Source organism: Halalkalibacter oceani (assembly GCF_023715605.1).
In the GTDB taxonomy this organism is placed as follows: domain Bacteria; phylum Bacillota; class Bacilli; order Bacillales; family Bacillaceae_D; genus Halalkalibacter; species Halalkalibacter oceani.
The window spans coordinates 1-17,352 of record NZ_JAMBOL010000017.1 but is presented as its reverse complement, the minus strand read 5'-3'; the positions used below and the strand labels follow the sequence as shown (position 1 = coordinate 17,352).

General features: G+C 46.5%; 15 protein-coding genes, 1 tRNA gene and 1 rRNA gene. 12 read left to right on the top strand and 5 right to left on the bottom strand.

Going from position 1 to position 17,352, the window contains the following annotated elements:
- The first annotated feature begins 11 nt into the window (after positions 1–11).
- The 3 genes from M3202_RS15965 (at position 12) to M3202_RS15955 (ending at position 3,254) form a co-directional block, all read left to right on the top strand.
- Complete coding sequence (locus tag M3202_RS15965; RefSeq protein WP_251224298.1) at positions 12–704, top strand: acyltransferase; 693 nt, start codon at positions 12–14, stop codon at positions 702–704.
- A 312-nt stretch (positions 705–1,016) separates the two neighbouring features.
- Complete coding sequence (locus M3202_RS15960; protein WP_251224297.1) at positions 1,017–2,273, top strand: nucleotide sugar dehydrogenase; 1,257 nt, start codon at positions 1,017–1,019, stop codon at positions 2,271–2,273.
- A gap of 12 nt (positions 2,274–2,285) precedes the next feature.
- A complete protein-coding gene (locus M3202_RS15955; protein ID WP_251224296.1) occupies positions 2,286–3,254 on the top strand; it encodes an SDR family NAD(P)-dependent oxidoreductase in 969 nt (322 codons plus the stop codon).
- Position 3,255: 1 nt separating this feature from the next.
- Here the strand turns inward: M3202_RS15955 and M3202_RS15950 are convergent, their stop codons facing one another.
- The gene (locus M3202_RS15950) at positions 3,256–3,801 is read right to left on the bottom strand and encodes a hypothetical protein (protein WP_251224295.1); all 546 of its coding nucleotides are present in this window, start codon (positions 3,799–3,801) and stop codon (positions 3,256–3,258) included.
- Positions 3,802–3,926: 125 nt separating this feature from the next.
- On the opposite strand from M3202_RS15950, the gene M3202_RS15945 reads away from it, so the two are divergent.
- From M3202_RS15945 to M3202_RS15935, 3 genes are all read left to right on the top strand, one after another.
- Positions 3,927–5,768 (top strand): glycosyltransferase family 2 protein, encoded by a 1,842-nt coding sequence (locus M3202_RS15945; protein WP_251224294.1) that lies wholly within the window; start codon positions 3,927–3,929, stop codon positions 5,766–5,768.
- Positions 5,769–5,891: 123 nt separating this feature from the next.
- On the top strand, positions 5,892–6,431 hold the full coding sequence (locus M3202_RS15940) for an NTTRR-F1 domain (protein WP_285890541.1): 540 nt from the start codon (positions 5,892–5,894) through the stop codon (positions 6,429–6,431).
- Positions 6,413–7,027 (top strand): exosporium glycoprotein BclB-related protein, encoded by a 615-nt coding sequence (locus M3202_RS15935; RefSeq protein WP_285890540.1) that lies wholly within the window; start codon positions 6,413–6,415, stop codon positions 7,025–7,027. The genes M3202_RS15940 and M3202_RS15935 overlap by 19 nt, the downstream gene beginning before the upstream one ends.
- A 254-nt stretch (positions 7,028–7,281) precedes the next feature.
- Here the strand turns inward: M3202_RS15935 and M3202_RS15930 are convergent, their stop codons facing one another.
- The gene (locus M3202_RS15930; RefSeq protein WP_251224293.1) at positions 7,282–8,313 is read right to left on the bottom strand and encodes a glycosyltransferase family 4 protein; all 1,032 of its coding nucleotides are present in this window, start codon (positions 8,311–8,313) and stop codon (positions 7,282–7,284) included.
- 119 nt (positions 8,314–8,432) lie between these two features.
- Here M3202_RS15930 and M3202_RS15925 point away from each other — a divergent pair, with 119 nt between their 5' ends.
- A complete protein-coding gene (locus M3202_RS15925; RefSeq protein ID WP_251224292.1) occupies positions 8,433–9,524 on the top strand; it encodes a glycosyltransferase in 1,092 nt (363 codons plus the stop codon).
- Between the two features lie 15 nt (positions 9,525–9,539).
- Here M3202_RS15925 and M3202_RS15920 read toward each other — a convergent pair whose 3' ends face one another.
- On the bottom strand, positions 9,540–10,172 hold the full coding sequence (locus M3202_RS15920; protein WP_251224291.1) for an HD domain-containing protein: 633 nt from the start codon (positions 10,170–10,172) through the stop codon (positions 9,540–9,542).
- A 1-nt stretch (position 10,173) separates the two neighbouring features.
- Positions 10,174–12,507 carry an ATP-dependent helicase gene (locus tag M3202_RS15915; RefSeq protein WP_251224290.1) on the bottom strand — a complete coding sequence of 778 codons (2,334 nt, stop codon included), beginning with the start codon at positions 12,505–12,507 and terminating at the stop codon, positions 10,174–10,176.
- Between the two features lie 126 nt (positions 12,508–12,633).
- On the opposite strand from M3202_RS15915, the gene M3202_RS15910 reads away from it, so the two are divergent.
- The gene (locus M3202_RS15910; RefSeq protein ID WP_251224289.1) at positions 12,634–12,825 is read left to right on the top strand and encodes a hypothetical protein; all 192 of its coding nucleotides are present in this window, start codon (positions 12,634–12,636) and stop codon (positions 12,823–12,825) included.
- 84 nt (positions 12,826–12,909) lie between these two features.
- Here M3202_RS15910 and M3202_RS15905 read toward each other — a convergent pair.
- Positions 12,910–12,981, bottom strand: a tRNA-Gln gene (locus M3202_RS15905).
- Between the two features lie 67 nt (positions 12,982–13,048).
- On the opposite strand from M3202_RS15905, the gene comGA reads away from it, so the two are divergent.
- From comGA to M3202_RS15885, 4 genes are all read left to right on the top strand, one after another.
- Positions 13,049–14,164, top strand: a complete 1,116-nt coding sequence (gene comGA / locus M3202_RS15900) for a competence type IV pilus ATPase ComGA (protein WP_251224288.1) — start codon at positions 13,049–13,051, stop codon at positions 14,162–14,164.
- A complete protein-coding gene (gene comGB / locus M3202_RS15895) occupies positions 14,154–15,191 on the top strand; it encodes a competence type IV pilus assembly protein ComGB (RefSeq protein WP_251224287.1) in 1,038 nt (345 codons plus the stop codon). The genes comGA and comGB overlap by 11 nt, the downstream gene beginning before the upstream one ends.
- Before the next feature lie 432 nt (positions 15,192–15,623).
- Positions 15,624–16,700 (top strand): hypothetical protein, encoded by a 1,077-nt coding sequence (locus M3202_RS15890; RefSeq protein ID WP_251224286.1) that lies wholly within the window; start codon positions 15,624–15,626, stop codon positions 16,698–16,700.
- A 563-nt stretch (positions 16,701–17,263) separates the two neighbouring features.
- Positions 17,264–17,352, top strand: a 16S ribosomal RNA gene (locus tag M3202_RS15885); the annotation flags it as partial.

Below are 17,352 nucleotides of genomic sequence, written 5' to 3'. Positions count from 1 at the left end.
GAGCGACAAGCATGAGTATTGATCCGACTGCGACATTGGGAAATGGGTGTGAAATTGGCGAATTCGTCGTCATTGAAGAGGATGTTGAAATCGGAGACAATGTGACAATTGATCATCATGTCGTCATCAAAGCCGGAACAAAGGTTGGCGACGATGTCCGGATTCAGGCTTTTACCCTGCTTGGTAAACAGCCGGCAGCAAATAAAAAAATGGCGCGAAAGCCGACAGCTGCCTTATTTCCACTGACGATAGGAGCCGGGGTGACAATCGGCAGCCATGTCACGTTGTATCATGGTTCGGTCATAGCAGATGAGGTTTTTATTGGCGATCATGTCAGCATCAGGGAAGAAGTGGAGGTTGGCCGGCGTTCCGTGATCGGACGTCATGCGATGGTTGAGCCAAAAACGACGATCGGTCAGTCCGTTACCGTTCAAACCGGCTGTTATGTAACGGCAGATACGACGATTGAGGATTTTGTCTTTCTCGGCCCTTGTGTCTCGATGTCGAATGATAAATACATGGCAAGCGGAAAAGGTGTTCATACGGGACCATATATTAAAAAAGGGGCAAAGCTCGGCAATCACGCGACATTACTGCCTTCGATCACCATTGGCGCCGATGCGGTCATCGGCGCCGGTGCTGTCGTTACAAAGGATGTAGCGGATTCAACGGTCGTCGTCGGTAATCCGGCGCGTCGTAAATAAAGGGGCGTGTCAAGAGGACGACCGCTTCGAATTTTTGCTTTCAGAGGCTGTGGCAAAAGGTTGTTTTTTTACCTTTTTGTCACAGCCTTTAAGCAATGAGCGGAACCGCCACGATCTTTTAAAGCCCGTTGTGAGTGGGTTTCTCACAACGGGCTTGTGGCGTGTGAAGCCATTGCCAGTAGGTCCAAAGCTAGTTTTGTCTCAAACCCTTTTGTTAAGCCCATCTTTCCGTTTTTCCATGTATGTCTAGTGCAAAACGCCCTTTTCCGACATATATATGTATATCTTTGCGAACGTAAAGGAGTTAATGAGATGAATACAAAAATCGCTATCATTGGACTTGGTTATGTCGGATTACCATTAGCCATGTTATTCGCATCGAAAGACTATCCTGTTATCGGGATTGATATTGATCAATCGAAAGTAGAGAAGATAAAATCTGGAAAGTCGTACCTATCTGACTTGAGTGATCAAGAAGTGGAAGCTTTCATGAAAACAGGGCGTGTAGACGTAACGTCAGATTTCAGCCGGGCTAAAGAGGCTGAAGCGATTCTTTTATGTGTACCGACTCCTTTAAGAGAGCACAAGTATCCGGATTTAAGTTATTTACAAACGGCTATTTCGACGCTTCTGCCTCATTTGCAGAAAGGGCAATTGCTCGTTCTGGAAAGCTCAACCTTCCCTGGAACGACAGAAGAAGTCATGCTTGAAATGGTGGAAAAAGCCGGCTTTGCCGTTGGAGAAGATTTATTTATCGGCTATTCTCCGGAACGTATTGACCCGGGAAATCATATGTATACATTGGGGCAAATCCCCAAGGTGGTCAGCGGCGTGACGGATAAATGTCTAAAAAAAGTGACAAGCATTTACGGGGCGGCGTTTGAGACGCTTGTGCCGGTAAGCTCACCGAAAGTGGCGGAAATGACGAAAATTTTGGAAAACGCTCAACGGCTGATCAACATTTCGTTCATGAATGAAATGGCGCAAATCTGTCATGGACTTGATATTGATATTTGGGAGGTCATTCAGGCAGCCAGTACGAAGCCATACGGATTTACGCCATACTACCCTGGGCCTGGGATCGGTGGTCATTGTATTCCGGTCGACCCGCTCTATTTAAAGTGGAAAGCAAATAATGCCAATATGCCAACGGCGTTCATTGATTTGGCCAAGGATGTCAATGATGCCCAGCCTCGCTATATTATGAAACGAATTGAGGAATTGATCGGGGAGCCGGCTGAGGAAAAAAGCGTGTTGTTAATCGGCATGACCTATAAGCGTGATGTCAATGATATTCGTGAATCAATGTCTGTTCCGGTGATGGAGCATGTAATCGGCAAAGGCTATCAGGCTGATTATTACGACCCTTATGTAGAAGAGATCGAAATCAATCAACAAATGTATCAAAGCATCGCGTTAGAGCAGAAAGTCATTGAATCCTATAATTGCGTCGTGATTTTGACAGACCATAGTCAAATTGATTACACGGCACTGAAAGCACATGCGAAGTTAATTTTGGATACAAGAAATCGAATTTCAGATCATTCAAAAAATGTGATTCGATTGTAAAGAGGTGAGATTGTGCAGGTACTGGTTACTGGAGGGGCGGGGTTTATTGGTTCTCATTTGTGTGAGCATTTAATTGCGGAAGGTCATCATGTCTACTGCCTTGATAATTTATCAAATAGCGATTTTTCTCACATACAGAATCTAACCGCTTCGGATCGTTTTATATTTGTAAAAGGAGACTGCGAGAATGAAGAACTGCTGGATGATCTGATCCCAAAAGTGGATGGCATCTTTCATTTGGCGGCCGTGCTCGGTGTTAAACATACGGTTGAACACCCTTTGCATGTGATCAATGGCAATTTGGAAGGCACGAGCCTTTTATTAAAGAAAGCCTTCCGCCATCACAAAAAGGTTGTGTTTGCGTCGACCTCTGAGGTCTATGGAAAAAACACAGCGACCCCCTTTTCAGAGGACGAAAGCGACAGAATTCTAGGAGCCACCAGCGTGCATAGATGGTGCTATTCAAGTGTTAAAGCGCTTGAAGAACATTTATGTCTTGCTTACGGCAAGGAAGGGTTACCGGTTACGATTCTCCGCTACTTTAATGCTTTCGGACCGCGGGCGACGTCCACTTCCTATGGCGGTGTTGTACCGATCTTTATCAAAGCTGCATTGAAAGGTGAGCCGCTTGAGGTCTTTGGGGACGGAAAGCAAAGCCGCTGCTTTACCTTTGTCAAAGATACGGCAGCGGCGACAGCGCGCGCGATGAGCCCAAAGGCAGATGGTCTGGTCATTAATATCGGAACAGAAGCGGAAATAACGATTGCCTCATTGGCTGAGCGTATTAAGAAGCTGACTGCCTCCCCGTCAAAAATCAGTACCGTCTCTTATCAGCACGCGTATGGCCCAGGGTATGAGGATATGCTTGTCAGAAAGCCCGATATTACGAGAATGAAAGAGGTTCTCGGCTATGAGCCGGTCGTAAGATTAGAGCAAGGGCTGCTTGAAACAATTGACTGGTATCGTGCTCACTTACCCTAGGTTAGCGTTTTTTCTTCTTTTCACTTAAATTGCGCACAAACCAACTGCTTTCTTCTTGATTAACGGAAAGAGCGGGGGACGAATCCGCATTCGTTTCAACTGGAATGTCGCTTTCTTCAACAGTGTTTTCTTCTTCACTTGTTAGCCGTTCACGTTCCTTTTTCAAATCGGCTAACTGCTGACTCGCTTCAGCAATCTCTGTTTCCAGCTGCTGTTTTTTCTCTTGCAGTGGTTGAAGGGAGTCGTGATCGGTCAATTGCTGTTCGAGTTTTTGCCGTTCTGTCATCAGTTTATCATTTTCTTGTTGCAGCTTTTCCCGTAACGAACGCTCTTCTTTTAACAGAGTCACTTGTTTGTTCAGTTCTTCGTTTTGCTGAATAAGCTGTTCGTTCTTTTGCTGCAGCTCATCAATCAGCCCATAATAATAATCATTTTGATAGCGTTCGACCTGCTGCTTATATTTCGCTAATTCAGATTGCGTGTAAATTAGTCTTTGCTGTAATTGAACAGGAGTTAATCTTGTCAATGAAATGGTTCGTTTGGCCATCAATCATTCACCTCCACAATCAAACTATCTCTATTCATATATGAAAACAAAGACGTACTTATGCGGATCATTTGTGGATAGCGCATCGAAAGTAAATATCGGAAGGCTTAATAAGGAGAGACGATATGAATGATTCATTTCACTACAGAGTAATCAAAAATAAGGAAGACTATTATAGACGTTTACGAGGAGAGGAGCCGCCGGTTGAGCAGGCCCCTGCTCAGCCTCCCCCTGAAGTGAATAATGAGACACAGGAGCGGCCATTATCGCCTTCCCTTCCGGCAGTCAATGAGGTGCCACCACCACCACCGGCGAGCCCGATGCCGGCGGTACGGCAAACGCAACCGGTTAAGCCGCCCCCTCCTGCTGTGCCGAACACAACGATTTTGCCAAGGGATCGGAGTAAAAGTCTTGCTGTTGTCATTCCCGCTATGAATGAGGCGGATACGATTGGTGAAGTGATTCAGCAAGTAAAGCGGCTTGCCCCAACAACGATTCTTGTTGTTGTGAATGGTTCTACCGACGCGACCGCGCAAATTGCTGCGAGCCAGGGGGCAACGGTGATCACATACAGTGAGCCGCTTGGAAATGATATTGGCCGCTATATCGGTGCCAGAGAAGTGTCTGCCGATATTTATCTTTTCACAGATGGCGATATTCGAATCGATGCAAGTCAATTGCTGCCCCTTGTCCACGCTGTTGAAAAGGGTGTCGATCTTAGCCTCAACTCACTTGAGTGGATTATGAACTATCCGAAGTCGGATATTATATCAGCAGCGCGTTATTTTTTGAATTACATTCAAGGTAAACCGGAACTTGGGGGAGAAAATGCGCTGACGATTCCGCACGCCTACAGTGCCAAAGCGTTGCAGACGATCACGAAGGAAGCGCTAAGCAATCCGCTGTTGGGGAATGCGCTGACGATTGATCACGGACTGACGGTATCTGTCGATAATACATTTAATGTGCTGGCTTATAACAAAATTCGTCCGAACCATGAAAAGAAGCCGGGCGAAGTGATGTCCGAAGCTTATCAGCGCATGCACGGGGACACGATTGAAACGCTTGATTATTTATTGAAAAAATACGGTCCGCGACTTGGAAAGGGAGCAGCCAAAAAAGCCGGGCTGCCACAGGCGTTAAGCAAGCTTCAATGGAATTCTTCAAGCCCGGTTCGGCCTTATACGGTTGTACTCTATGTTCGGCATTATCATCAACAATTGCATTCGATTATCGAGCAGCTTCTCGCGCGCAATATCGAAGTTATTCCTGTTATGGCGAAAGGAACCGTTCAAGATGCGCCATTGCAAATTCCGTATATTGAACTGGAGCCGCCTCTTGATGCGGGAGTCGCTTTTTCGGTCGGAAGCTATTTTGCTCAAGGGGATGCAGTATTGTTTCATGATTCGATCCAGGAAATAACGATTCCGGTTATTGAACATTATTTAGCTGAGACAGCTTCGGCGGATGTTGTGCTTAATTATCAAAGCATCGCTTATCAGACGCTGCGAACAACCGACTTAGTTCATATCGGAAATTACTTGCTGAATGTAACAGCAGGCTGGAATGAGCTGCTTTCCTCAAGCATGCTTCTTACTCCTTTTGCTTTATCGCAGCACGGCCTCGTCCGGATCGGCCATCAAGCGCTTAATAATTTAGCGGTCGCCCATTTAAGAGCGAGTCAGGAAGAGCTGAGCTATAAAGAAGCATCCTACGCTGTGGCTGTAGATGGCTTGCTGCAAGCGGAGAGAGAGCAGCTGCTCGGTGATCTGCTCGAGAGCTTTCACTACTGGATTCTCGTGCACGGAAGCCGGGGCGGATTTACCGATGGGAACCGGCAGCGGAGCCTGTTAGAGGCGGAAGAGCCGTTGCGCAAAAACCTTGCGAACCAATCACTGCTATCAATCGAGCAAGCGTTGGCTACACTGTATCCGCTTGAGTCAGAAAGAATGGTTACGGTCAATTAGTGGAAAAAACTAAAAGTTTGTTAAATTTGGGTGAATGGAGTAGGCAAGCGCGTCCGAATATTCAAAGCATACTAGTGACCTTGGTATTACCGAGAGAAGAAGTATGTGAATAGGAGGGAATAAATGGTAAGAAATCGCTTGCTGAACGGAAGTTTTGAAGCGGATCTCATGGAGCCTTGGATTTCATTAAACGGGACAATCATAACGGACGCAAGTCATTCAGGTTTTCAGGCCGTGCACTTGCCAGGAGAAGTAATAAATTCCTATGTATGTCATCTTATTCCAGCTGCTCCTGATGAAAGCTTTGGGTTGTCTGTTGCTCTCACTAAAACGAGCAGTTCGCCAGCACCGCCGATGACATTGGCGATCAATTACTACGACAGTGCGTTTAATTTTATAGGCTATGGCCTGATTACGCATGTAGAAGTAGATCGAATTCCAGTTATAGAAAATAATACGTGGATGAGGGTCTATCACACCTCAACACCTGCGCCGGAGAACACTGCCCAGGCATTGGTTCTCGTCAACACCCTACCAGCCGAGGGAGCCGCCGATATTATCGTCGATGATATCGCTTTATTAACTGTAGAGGCTCTGGGGTTGGCCCAACCGGTCCACCGGGTCCCCCAGGAGCCACTGGGCCAATGGGCCCAGCAGGAGTGACCGGAGCCACTGGACCAATGGGGCCCGCGGGAGTCACGGGAGCGACGGGTCCAGCGGGAGCAACCGGAGCAACAGGTCCGGCAGGAGGAGGCGCGATTATTCCTTACGCTTCCGGAACACCAGCTGTCCTGACAACTGTATTAGGCGGTCTGGCGAATACATCAAGTATCGTCGGTTTCGGTCTTAATACGCCTGGAGTAAGTGCAGTAGGGGAAACGATTGATCTTAGCGGCGTAACGAATATGGCCTTCTCAGTTCCGCGCGATGGAACGATTACGTCACTGGCAGCGTTTTTCAGTGGAACAGCTGCATTGAGCTTAATAGGATCCACTGTTACGATCACAGCACAGCTGTTTGAGTCGACTACACCTGATAACACGTTTACAGCTGTTCCTGGTGCAACGGTAACGCTTGAGCCGCCACTAACAGGAACGATAGCAGTGGGGGACATCAGCAATGGTATCACGACAGGACTAAGTATCCCCGTCACGGCGGAAACGCGGCTGCTTATGGTATTTTCTGCGGATGTCACAGCAGGGCTGGATATTGCCGCGACAGTTGCCGGTTATGCTAGCGCGGGATTAACGATTGAATAAATGGAGAGTGAGAACAACCTTTCGATAAGCAAGAGTGGATGCTTCTGTTTCAGAACGTGGACAAAAAATAAGATGCGATGAAGCCCGGGACAGCTGCTTCATTTTGCACAAAGCCCATACCGAACTTTGCTTCGGTATGGGCTTTTTACAGCTTCCAGCTGGAGCGAGAAAGGTATGGACCTTTTTTCTCCTGAAAGGCTCGGAAGAATGCGGAAGCTGCTAAAAAGGTGAAATTGTACTTTTCAGAGAATGCCTCAACCTTTTTTATTTCCCATCATCAGCTCGTAAAGATTTAGAAGACGGGCGGCGTTTTTATCCATATTATGCTCTTTCTTGACATAAGCTCTCCCTTTTTTTCCTAGCTCGGTCAATTGATCTTGGTTTTTCAATAAATTTTTTAATGTATCGAAAATGGTTTCGGGGTTCGCGGAAATAATCGGAAGGTCTTTAGGATAATGCTCCGCCATATAATCGCTAATATAGCAGATCACAGGCTTGCCAAGGGCCATCGCTTCAACCGCAAATAACCCATAGCTGCCGATATGAAGCTGGTCAATAATCAGATCCGCTTTTTTGTACCATTTTTTTGCTTCGTGATGAGCCATGCCGTGAATGAGCTTGAAATCAAATGAGTAGGATAGTTTCAATTGTTCAACCGCCTGCAAAATGTGGGGTGTTCCTTTTACGTCGACATGGGTGGGCGCATGGACAATGAGTGGTCTTTTCCTCTTTTTCCGGAACCAGCTCTTTTTATAATCCCGAAGGTCAATCATCGAAGGAATGACGTGCACCTCTTCATAAAATGGTTGTACATATTGGATCAGCTCATGGTCGGCAACGACACAAAAAGGGATATACTGTCCCAGTTCCTCGAGTTTCTTCTGTAATCTCCCTTCATCTTCCAGCTTTACTTTGGCAAACGGATTTGTTTTCAAAGCCTTAGACAGCATGCGAACCTCACTGCCCCAATGCTGCATGCAAATCGGTTTGCCGTTGGCGGCTAACAAAGGTAAATCAACATTTCCCCGCTGCAGACTGGTCGCGAAATGGAAATGGAACAGGTCGAATGCCGGAATAATCTGATCCTGGATAGTGAGCTGAGCTGCCATTATCTCACGGGGCAACTCGATGTTTAAATCGTATTTCGTTGGATAGTTCAAGTAATTTTGATAATGGTTTGCCGTTTTTATCGGTACCCCTAATCGTTCTAATCCTTTTGCCTGCGTATTCATTTGGTTGGCGATATTGATTGTGCCCTGGAGAACGCGGATGCTCGTATTTGTCATGTTCCACTCACCTTTTTTATTTATCATATGTGGCAGGTTTTTTTATGATATAGGCTAAACAAACATGGCTGGCGTGCATATTCTATTACAACGAGAATGAAAAGGGAGTTGAACAACGAGTGGTCACAATCAGTCTATGTATGATGGTTAAAAATGAGGAGGCAGTTCTGGCAAGATGTCTCGATTCGGTTAAAGACATTGTTGATGAAATCAATATTCTCGATACCGGATCAACCGATCGAACTGTGGAAATCGCCAAAGCATACACGGATCGGGTTTTTTTCTTCGAATGGACAGGAAACTTTGCCGAGGCACGCAATGAATCATTCAAATATGCAACGAAGGACTACATTCTCTATCTTGACGCGGACGATGTGGTCGAGGAGGAGGACAGGGAAAAGCTGAAGACGTTAAAAGAAACACTTGATCCGAGTGTTGACTCTGTTTCGATGTTTTATAATGCCGGGAAGGATGAGTTCGGCAATGTGACATTGCGCTACCGGCGCAACCGTCTGGTGAAACGGGAGCGTAATTTCAAATGGGGTGGAGATGTTCATAATTACTTAAATGTTTTCGGGAAAATCATCAACTCGGACGTCGCGATTACCCATAAAAAAATCAAGCATGCCGTTAGTCGCAACCTATCGATTTACCGTGAGAAAATTAAGCGGGGAGACACATTCAGCGCAAGGGACTATTTCTATTACGGAAATGAACTGCGGGAAAACGGTCATCTGGAAGAAGCGATTGAAGCATACAATCAAAATCTCGCCCTGCAAGAAGGCTGGGTAGAAGATAAATTTTATGCGTGTATCCATAAAGCCGACTGCCTGCGCAAACTGAATCAAGATGATAATGGCGAGCTAAAGTCCTTGCTGCAATCGTTCGAATATACGAAAACGCCAAGACCGGAAGCGTGCAGCAGGATCGGTTATTACTATCATCGCCGGCGGGAATTTCAACATGCAACCTACTGGTATGAGCAGGCAATTGCCCTAAAGCCTGATGAGAACCAGTGGAGCTTCAGCTATTTAGCTTACTCCACCTGGTATCCTCATTTACAGCTCTGCGTTTGCTATTATCAACTTCATGATTGGGAGAAATCCTATTATCATAATGAGCAGGCGAGAAAATATCGGCCGGAGGACCCGGCAATTTTGCAAAATAAAGAGCTTTTGGAAAAGAAGCTCGGAATTGAGGAAGGGGCGTAGCAAAGTACGGCGGTATTAGCCCCATTCCTGATAAAACTGCTCAAGAAATTGCTCCATGAAAGCATGGCGCCTTTCAGCGCGTCGTTTTGCTTCGTTCGTATTCATCAGACTTTTGAGCTTCAGCAGTTTCTCATAAAAATGATGAACCGCGGATGACTTTCCATGACGATACTGTTCAGCCGTCATGTTCTCACGAACACGGACAGCCGGATCATACATCGGCTGTCCTTTGCTTCCGGCATAAAGAAAGGTGCGGGCAATCCCGATCGCACCCAAGGCGTCCAGGCGGTCGGCGTCCTGAACAACCTGCCCTTCAAGCGTCGACATTGGCTTGTTGTTACCGCCTTTGAACGACATCGTTGTGATGATCTCGATAATATGAGCTTGCGCGCCTGCCGGAAGCGCAAGCTGTGCAAGCCACTCGTTGACTCTGGCCAGTCCTTCTTCTTCACTAGTGACAACCTTGTCGTCAATCAAGTCATGGAGGAGGGCGGCCAATGTAACAATGTGGCGATCAGCTCCTTCAATTTCAGCAATTTCCTCGGCCTGTCTGGTCACGCGCCGGATGTGGTCCCAGTCATGACCCGTCCCTTCATTTTCCAATTGCGCTTTGACCCATTTCGTTGTTTTTGTAATGGCATCCTTCATGCTACGATCTCCTTTCTGAGACAGCGAGGGGCTGTGTGGTGGCAAGGCGCTGCATGTCACGAACAAAGCGCGAGCGGAAGGCTTGTTTTCCGCGGCGCATCATCGGGACAGAGATCGCCAAACTTTGCTTCGCCCGCGTCATCGCGACATACATCAAGCGCCTTTCTTCCTCTAAAGGCTGGTCGCTTCCTTCCCGCAGTGCATCTAACGCATAGTCATGAGGCAGTCCGCCTTCGACCGCGCCAATCAGATAAACATGCGGGAATTCCAGTCCTTTCGCGCGGTGAACGGTCATTAGCTGGATCGCCGGGGAAGCTGGCGGGTGCTGGCGCAGCGCTTCGTATTTTGCCGTCATATGCTCGACATGAGCCAAAAAGCTTGCCAGCGACTGAAATTGTTTTGCCACGACTTTCAGGTCGCGGACATCGTCCGAGCCGCGCTCCATTTTGTTGCCCTCATTTCCTTGCTTTTTTAAATAATCGTCCAGTCCCATTTCACTTTCAATATATGTAATGGCTTCAAGCGGCTGTTTTGCAGCAAGCATAGAGAATTTGTCCGGTAAAGAAGCGAGTTTCTTCAATTGAAATGGCGGCAGCCCTTTTAATTTGGTTAGCGCTTCAATCAGGGTGCAGTCAGCTGTGATGCTGATCGCTTTTATTTCCTGAACCGTTTCCTGTTTCAAAAATAACGCACCTACCAATTCTCGGAGCGCTTCGCCATGCTCGGGATCGAGAGCGAGCTGCAAGTAAGCAAGTAGCTTGCGGATCGTCTTCCGGCGATAAAACGATTCTCCATCGACTTCAAGCTGAATCGGAAGGCTTGATTCGATAAACCGCTCAATCAAGGCCCGCGCCGAGTGATGAGTACGGAAAAAAACGGCAAAATCACCCGGCTTCTCTCCGCGCTCAATTCGCTTGCGAATATCGGTGACGATCATTGTCGCCTCCTCTTCTTCATCATAAGGAAAGAAAAGATAGGGAAGATGCTCGTCAACAGACTGGGCACGAAGCCTTTTGGAAAAACGTTTACGGTTGGCGGCGATCACATTATTGGCTGCTGCGATAATGTGATGATGGGAACGGTAATTTTCATCGAGAACGACCCTTTTTGCGTGCGGGAACCGTTCTTGAAAGGTCAGGATGTACGATGGATCACTGCCGCGGAAGGAATAAATCGATTGATCATCATCCCCGACTGCACATATATGCTGAGTAGCGGTAGTCAGTAAAGAAATAATCTCCATCTGCACTTTATTAATATCCTGAAACTCATCGATTGAAAGATAAGAAAAACGTTCCTGATAACGGGCTAATAATCCCGGCTGCTCATGCAGCAGCTCATATGTACCGAGCAGCATATCATCAAAGTCAAACCATTTTCTTTGGCTGCGCATCTGTTCATACCGTCTATATAAATAGGCAGTTCGTTCCTCCCACTGATCACGGGGAGTGACCTGCTCAGGTGAGAGAAGATGATTTTTCCACCAGCTGATTTGCGTGAGGGCCTGATCAAAAGCGAATTCTTTTTCCTCCAGGTTGATTTCCCGCCCGGCTTCCTTTACCATCGCTTGCTTTTGCCAATCCGCCTTTAGCAAATTTGTTTGATTCCACCGTTCCGCATCAGCATGAAGCAGCATCTTATAAAAGATACTATGAAAGGTGCCGACGACAAGTGGCTGGAGGTGCTTTGCTGTCAGGCCGGGGTACTGCTTCATGCGTTCCTTCATTTCTTTAGCCGCCTTGGCGGTAAACGTGACGAGGATCATCTCCTTTGGAGAATGGCCCAGCTCCACGAGCATATAGGCTGCTCTGGCAGTCAATACTCTCGTTTTGCCGCTTCCGGCGCCGGCGAGCACGAGTAACGGACCTTCTGTTGTCGTTACAGCCGTCCATTGCTGATCATCAAGAAGAATGCCCTGTTCCAGCAATGTGTGGCGATAACCGCTGGCCATTGTGTCTTTATCGTTTGACCGGACGGAAAAGGGAGGAACAGCTTTTAACGGTTCCGGTTCCTTCCATCGAGAAAGAGAGCTGCTTCCGGAGTCCGAGATCGACCTGCGTTTCGGCAGCTGGATCGTTGTGCTCTCTTGTTCAGCTGCTCTCTGTTGCTCATCCTGCTTTCTGGCGAGAAGCTGTGCCACGTTTTCACACTCTTCCGTTTGCCCGGTATGGCTGAACAGCGGTGGGGCGGTTATGCCTAATTCCATCCTTACAGGAGTGTGACAATGCGGGCAGGTGATCTCGTCCCGTTTGCTAGCCATATATAGCTGCTGCCATTCGGAACGCTCGCATGTATGAAGGGCGATCAATTTATCTTGATAATAAGCGACTTGCATCAACTGCTTCTCCTCTCAATTCTAACATCCTGTCTATCGTAGCAAATTTTGTCTCGAATGTGCTTCTTTTTCTTGAAAAAAGGAAAGACTAAACGGTGAATTGGTTTGGAAAGGAAGGTGAAAGGGGTGCTGACTTTTTTTCTAATAGGCTGCATGCTGACCTTTAGCGCTTTGGCGTTATTTGTTCATGGATGGCTTTATGGAGGACAATTTTTATTTGGTCCATTTATTGCGACGCTGATTGGACTGAACTTTCTGTTTATCAGCTTCGTCCAAATGAAGCGTGAACGTGAAGAGAGGAAGCAGCAATCATCATAATAAAGAGGGGCTGGGAAAAAAGGTTGTTTTTTTTACCTTTTGGCCCAGCCCCTGCTAACTATTTATGTCTCATCTTTTTCTTAACTGGGCTAGCTGGATTCGAACCAGCGCATGACGGAGTCAAAGTCCGTTGCCTTACCGCTTGGCTATAGCCCACCGCCTTACAACAATAAGTGTAACCTGAGAGTGAGGTTTTATGCAAAAGAAAAAAGGATTTTTTTTAATGATGTGGAATGTAAGTAGGGAAGAGCTCTTCACTTATATTACCAAGATAGGAGTCGATGCTAAATTGTATGACGTTGAAACCTACAGCAGGGTTGTGATTGATGAAGTCATTGATGTAAGAGCAACCGATATTCATTTCCTTCCAGCTGCCGATCATTATACGTTGGCTTATCGCGTACATGGCAGGCTGCTTAATTGGAAGGTGCTGAACCGGCAGCTGGCGGAACGGTTAATCAGCCACTTCAAGTACAAATCAGGAATGGATATCGGTGAAAGACGCAAGCCACAAAGCGCTTCAATGATCCACGAAACAAAGCAAGGAACCTACTCCTTACGTCTCTCCACTCTCCCCACCCTTGAACGGGAAAGTTTGGCCATTCGCATATTACCTCATTTTTCCACTAAGACACTATCTTTTTTATCTGTTCTCCAGCATTCAGAGCGAATGCTTAACAAGGTGAGTCAGCTCAGACGGGGGCTGTGCTTATTATCGGGCCCTACAGGCTCAGGGAAATCGACGACTCTTTATGCGATTGTCGAGCAAATCCTGAAACAGGGAGGAAGGTCAATTATTACGATAGAGGACCCTGTTGAACGGCCGATTCCAACCGTCATTCAAGTCGAAGTAAATCGGAAATCGGGTCTCGATTTTGATGCAATTTTGCGGGCCAGTCTCCGTCATGATCCGGATGTCATTTTAATTGGCGAAATTCGTGATGAAGCGACGGCATCCCTGGCGATTAGAGCGGCGCTGACCGGGCATCTCGTATTGGCAACGGTTCACGCCAACAACTGCTACAGTACGATTTTGCGAATGTTGGATCTCGGTGCTTCGCAATTGGACTTAAAGGAATGCTGCCGGCTTATTTTATCACAGCGACTTGTCGAGACAAGGTGCCCGTATTGTGGAGACCGTTGTTCTCCGTATTGTCAGCGCAGGCGCAAAATGGCGAGAGCTGCCTTATTTGAATCATTGGCCGGAGAAAAACTCATGGCGGCCATCTCAGAGGCGGTGGCGGACTCCTTAAAAGGATTTACGAAAGAAGCACAAAAAGCGTGGGCCTTGGGCTATTTATCAACTGAGGAATTTGCGAGGGTTGTCCATGAACACTAATTTCCATGATAAGCATCATTCGCTGCAGACGACAGCGGAACATTTTATCCGCATCGGCCGCCTCCTCAAACAAGGCTATCCTCTTCGTACCGCCCTCACCTTCATTCAATTGCATGTTCCGGCAAAAATTAAGCAGCATTATGATGAAGTGCTCACTTTATTAGAAAGCGGCTATCCAGTTCACGAAGCTTTTCAAGTCTTTTCTCTTCCCCCGAGTCTTAAATCCTTTCTTTACTTTTTTGAACAGCAAGGCAATATAGCAGAAGGCTTCATCCAAGCGGGTTCCTTACTGGTAAAGCGTGAACAAACGAAAGGAGAGCTGTTGAAGCTGTTGCGTTATCCAATTTTATTGCTATGGGTAAGCGCGATGCTGATCATTTTAATGTATCATTTTGTCTTACCTCATTTTCATTCCTTCTTTGCGATGGTGGAAATTCCCCGCTTGACGTCTTTGCTTCTTTTGACCTTAGATTTACTTCCTTATTTTCTTTTTGGTGCAGTCACAATTTTGTTATGTGGCGCATTTGCTCTTTGGATGAGGTTGAAGCAAAGCTCTCCGGCTAAACGGGTACGATTCCTTCTCTCCCTCCCGAAAGGAAAGCGTTATGTCCAAACGTCGATCACGTATTATTTCTCTTATCAGCTTGGCCATTTGTTAGCGGTTGGTCTTACTCTCCAACAAGCATTAAGTTTATTTAACAAGCAGGACTATCTCCCTTTTTTTCAACAGGAATGTCTTGAAATTATGCATCAGCTTCATCAGGGACACTCCCTTGCTCAAATAGTCCAGGAGAAACCTTATTTCAGGAAAGAGCTCGGTTTTGTGATCGCCAACGGCGAGAAAACTGGCTACGTTGCCCATGATCTTTTTCATTACAGTGAAATGCTCTACAAAGAGATGGAGGATGCTGTTCAGCGTCTCCTAAAAGTGATTCAACCTGCACTGTTTGTTGTGGTTGGCGGCATTATTTTTCTGCTTTTTCTGGCGACGATGCTGCCGTTGTTTCAAATGGTGGGAGGCTTGTAAGCTAAAGAGCTTGAGACAAAACTAGCTTTGGACCAACCTTTTGGCCCAATCTCTTTCTTTCAGGTTAGTCTCAAGAAGTTTTGGGAAAAGTTATAAAGGGTCTTTTTAATGTGTTAAGATGATGACACTCACCACTAATGGCACAGACTTATGAAAAAATAGCACAGCGGAGATGGGTAGATTTGGAGGAGTTTCACTGTCAGGTTGCCCATCGCTTATATGACTTGACTGTTTTTTTAGCTTTGTGAAGTTAAAGCAAAACACTTTTCCGGCCAACACGAGGATCGGCCACTAGAGCGGATGAAGGGTACTGCCGCCAGCGGGTAGGTGTTGATGTCATCCGTGGGGAAATGATCCAAGGAAATCGGATTGCACTTGAGAACGGGATCCACACATATTTTTTGCGAATGCAGGAGGAAAAGGAGTGTTACGATGAAAGCTAAAATTCATTCTGTCATGGGAGCGACACCGGAACATTATAAACGATTGGGTACGTTGAAACATCAGATCATGCCTTGGGAGGACGGTTATCGTACCCGGGGGGAGAAGGGCACTTATGAATGGTTGTATTTCGACTCGCAAATGGATGACGGCTCCACGCTTGTCATCGTGTTTTATTCCAACAAGTGGACGCTGGCGCCAAGTCGTGGTCCTTCTCCGCAGGTAACATTTGCTCTGCACACGGCAGATGGAAAAGAATATACAGAGGCGCTGGAACTGCCAATATCAAGCTTCTCCTCTTCGACAGACAGCTGTGATGTCCGGCTCGGGGACTGTTATTTCAGAGGGGATTTAAATGAATACCATATTCATTTCGAAAAAGGAGATATCGAGGCTGATGTACATCTGGTCGGCAACGTTCCTGCGTGGCGACCGGAAACTGGATACTTCTATTTCGGAAATAAAGAACAGCACTACTTTGCCTGGTTGCCTGCCGTACCGGAGGGGAAAGTCGAGGCAAAGGTAAGGATAAACGGCTTCACAAGCCGTTATACGGGTACCGGCTACCATGATCATAACTGGGGCAATATTTCGATGATGAGCATTATGAGCCATTGGTATTGGGGCCGTGCCAAGGTCGGGCGGTATCAAACGATTACTTCCTATATTACCGGAGAAAAAAAATACGGGTACAGCAAATTTCCGATCTTCATGCTCGCCAAAGACGGGGAGATTATCGGGGACGATGCTGTAAGGTTCCTGCAATTCAGGGAAGAAGATCCGTACATTGACAGTAAAACGGGCCAAACGTTCTTCAATCGGCTGATCTACGATTACAACGATGGCCAACAGCATTATCGGGTTACGTACGAACGTGAAGAGGATATTGAGTTCGTTCGCGCCATAGATACGATGTCGAGGCCGCTCCGGATGGTGGCGCGCATCATTAGTATGGACGGAGTGTATATTCGATTTACCGGACAAGCCACTGTCGAATGTTTCGATGGAGACCGAGTGGTGGAATCCGTAACCGCTCCGGCGATTTGGGAGCTTACCTCAAAGATATAGTTTAGGGACAGATAAGAACAGGAACAGACATAGTGACGCCATTAAAGAACTTGGGATGGCCTCTTTCACAGGAGTGGCAATACGTACTGTTTTGCCGTTATTGCGTTGCAGTTTCGAGTGAGGATAAGGCAATGTTAAAAAGACTTAGAAATAGGCGCAAGGGCAGGAAGCTCTAAAGCGACCTGTACCCTTTTATCACTCCGTCTTATAATAAAAATATAAAGCAGATAAAACATTTCTCATTAACTATTGTCATTCCCTGTGAAGTGTGATAAATTTATATATCTGGGCATGAAAAAAGTATGTTTATCTACATTGTTTTAATCTTGTTTGCTGTTGAGATAAAAACTTTTAAAAAGTTATTGCACAGAAACTTAAGTTATGTTAAGATAGTAATCGTCGCTGATGAACGGCGATAAAAACGAGTTCTTTGAAAACTGAACAAAAGCCAAGCGAAAAAAAGGTGACGAATGTCACCACAAAAAAGTCAGCGGAGCCTGCACAGGATGCAGTGTGAAGCGACTGTCAAATTATTAACGTAAGAGCTTAATCAGCTCACCATTTTTATGGAGAGTTTGATCCTGGCTCAGGACGAACGCTGGCGGCGTGCCTAATACATGCAAGTCGAGCGGATGAACCTGATTGATTCCTT

Coding starts and splice junctions, on each gene's coding strand:
- M3202_RS15965 (WP_251224298.1), top strand. CDS start 12: ATGAGTATTGATCCGACTGCGACATTGGGAAATGGGTGTGAAATTGGC.
- M3202_RS15915 (WP_251224290.1), bottom strand. CDS start 12,507: ATGCAAGTCGCTTATTATCAAGATAAATTGATCGCCCTTCATACATGC.
- M3202_RS15930 (WP_251224293.1), bottom strand. CDS start 8,313: ATGACAAATACGAGCATCCGCGTTCTCCAGGGCACAATCAATATCGCC.
- M3202_RS15935 (WP_285890540.1), top strand. CDS start 6,413: ATGGGCCCAGCAGGAGTGACCGGAGCCACTGGACCAATGGGGCCCGCG.
- comGB (WP_251224287.1), top strand. CDS start 14,154: ATGAACACTAATTTCCATGATAAGCATCATTCGCTGCAGACGACAGCG.
- M3202_RS15950 (WP_251224295.1), bottom strand. CDS start 3,801: ATGGCCAAACGAACCATTTCATTGACAAGATTAACTCCTGTTCAATTA.
- M3202_RS15945 (WP_251224294.1), top strand. CDS start 3,927: ATGAATGATTCATTTCACTACAGAGTAATCAAAAATAAGGAAGACTAT.
- comGA (WP_251224288.1), top strand. CDS start 13,049: ATGATGTGGAATGTAAGTAGGGAAGAGCTCTTCACTTATATTACCAAG.
- M3202_RS15940 (WP_285890541.1), top strand. CDS start 5,892: ATGGTAAGAAATCGCTTGCTGAACGGAAGTTTTGAAGCGGATCTCATG.
- M3202_RS15920 (WP_251224291.1), bottom strand. CDS start 10,172: ATGAAGGATGCCATTACAAAAACAACGAAATGGGTCAAAGCGCAATTG.
- M3202_RS15960 (WP_251224297.1), top strand. CDS start 1,017: ATGAATACAAAAATCGCTATCATTGGACTTGGTTATGTCGGATTACCA.
- M3202_RS15890 (WP_251224286.1), top strand. CDS start 15,624: ATGAAAGCTAAAATTCATTCTGTCATGGGAGCGACACCGGAACATTAT.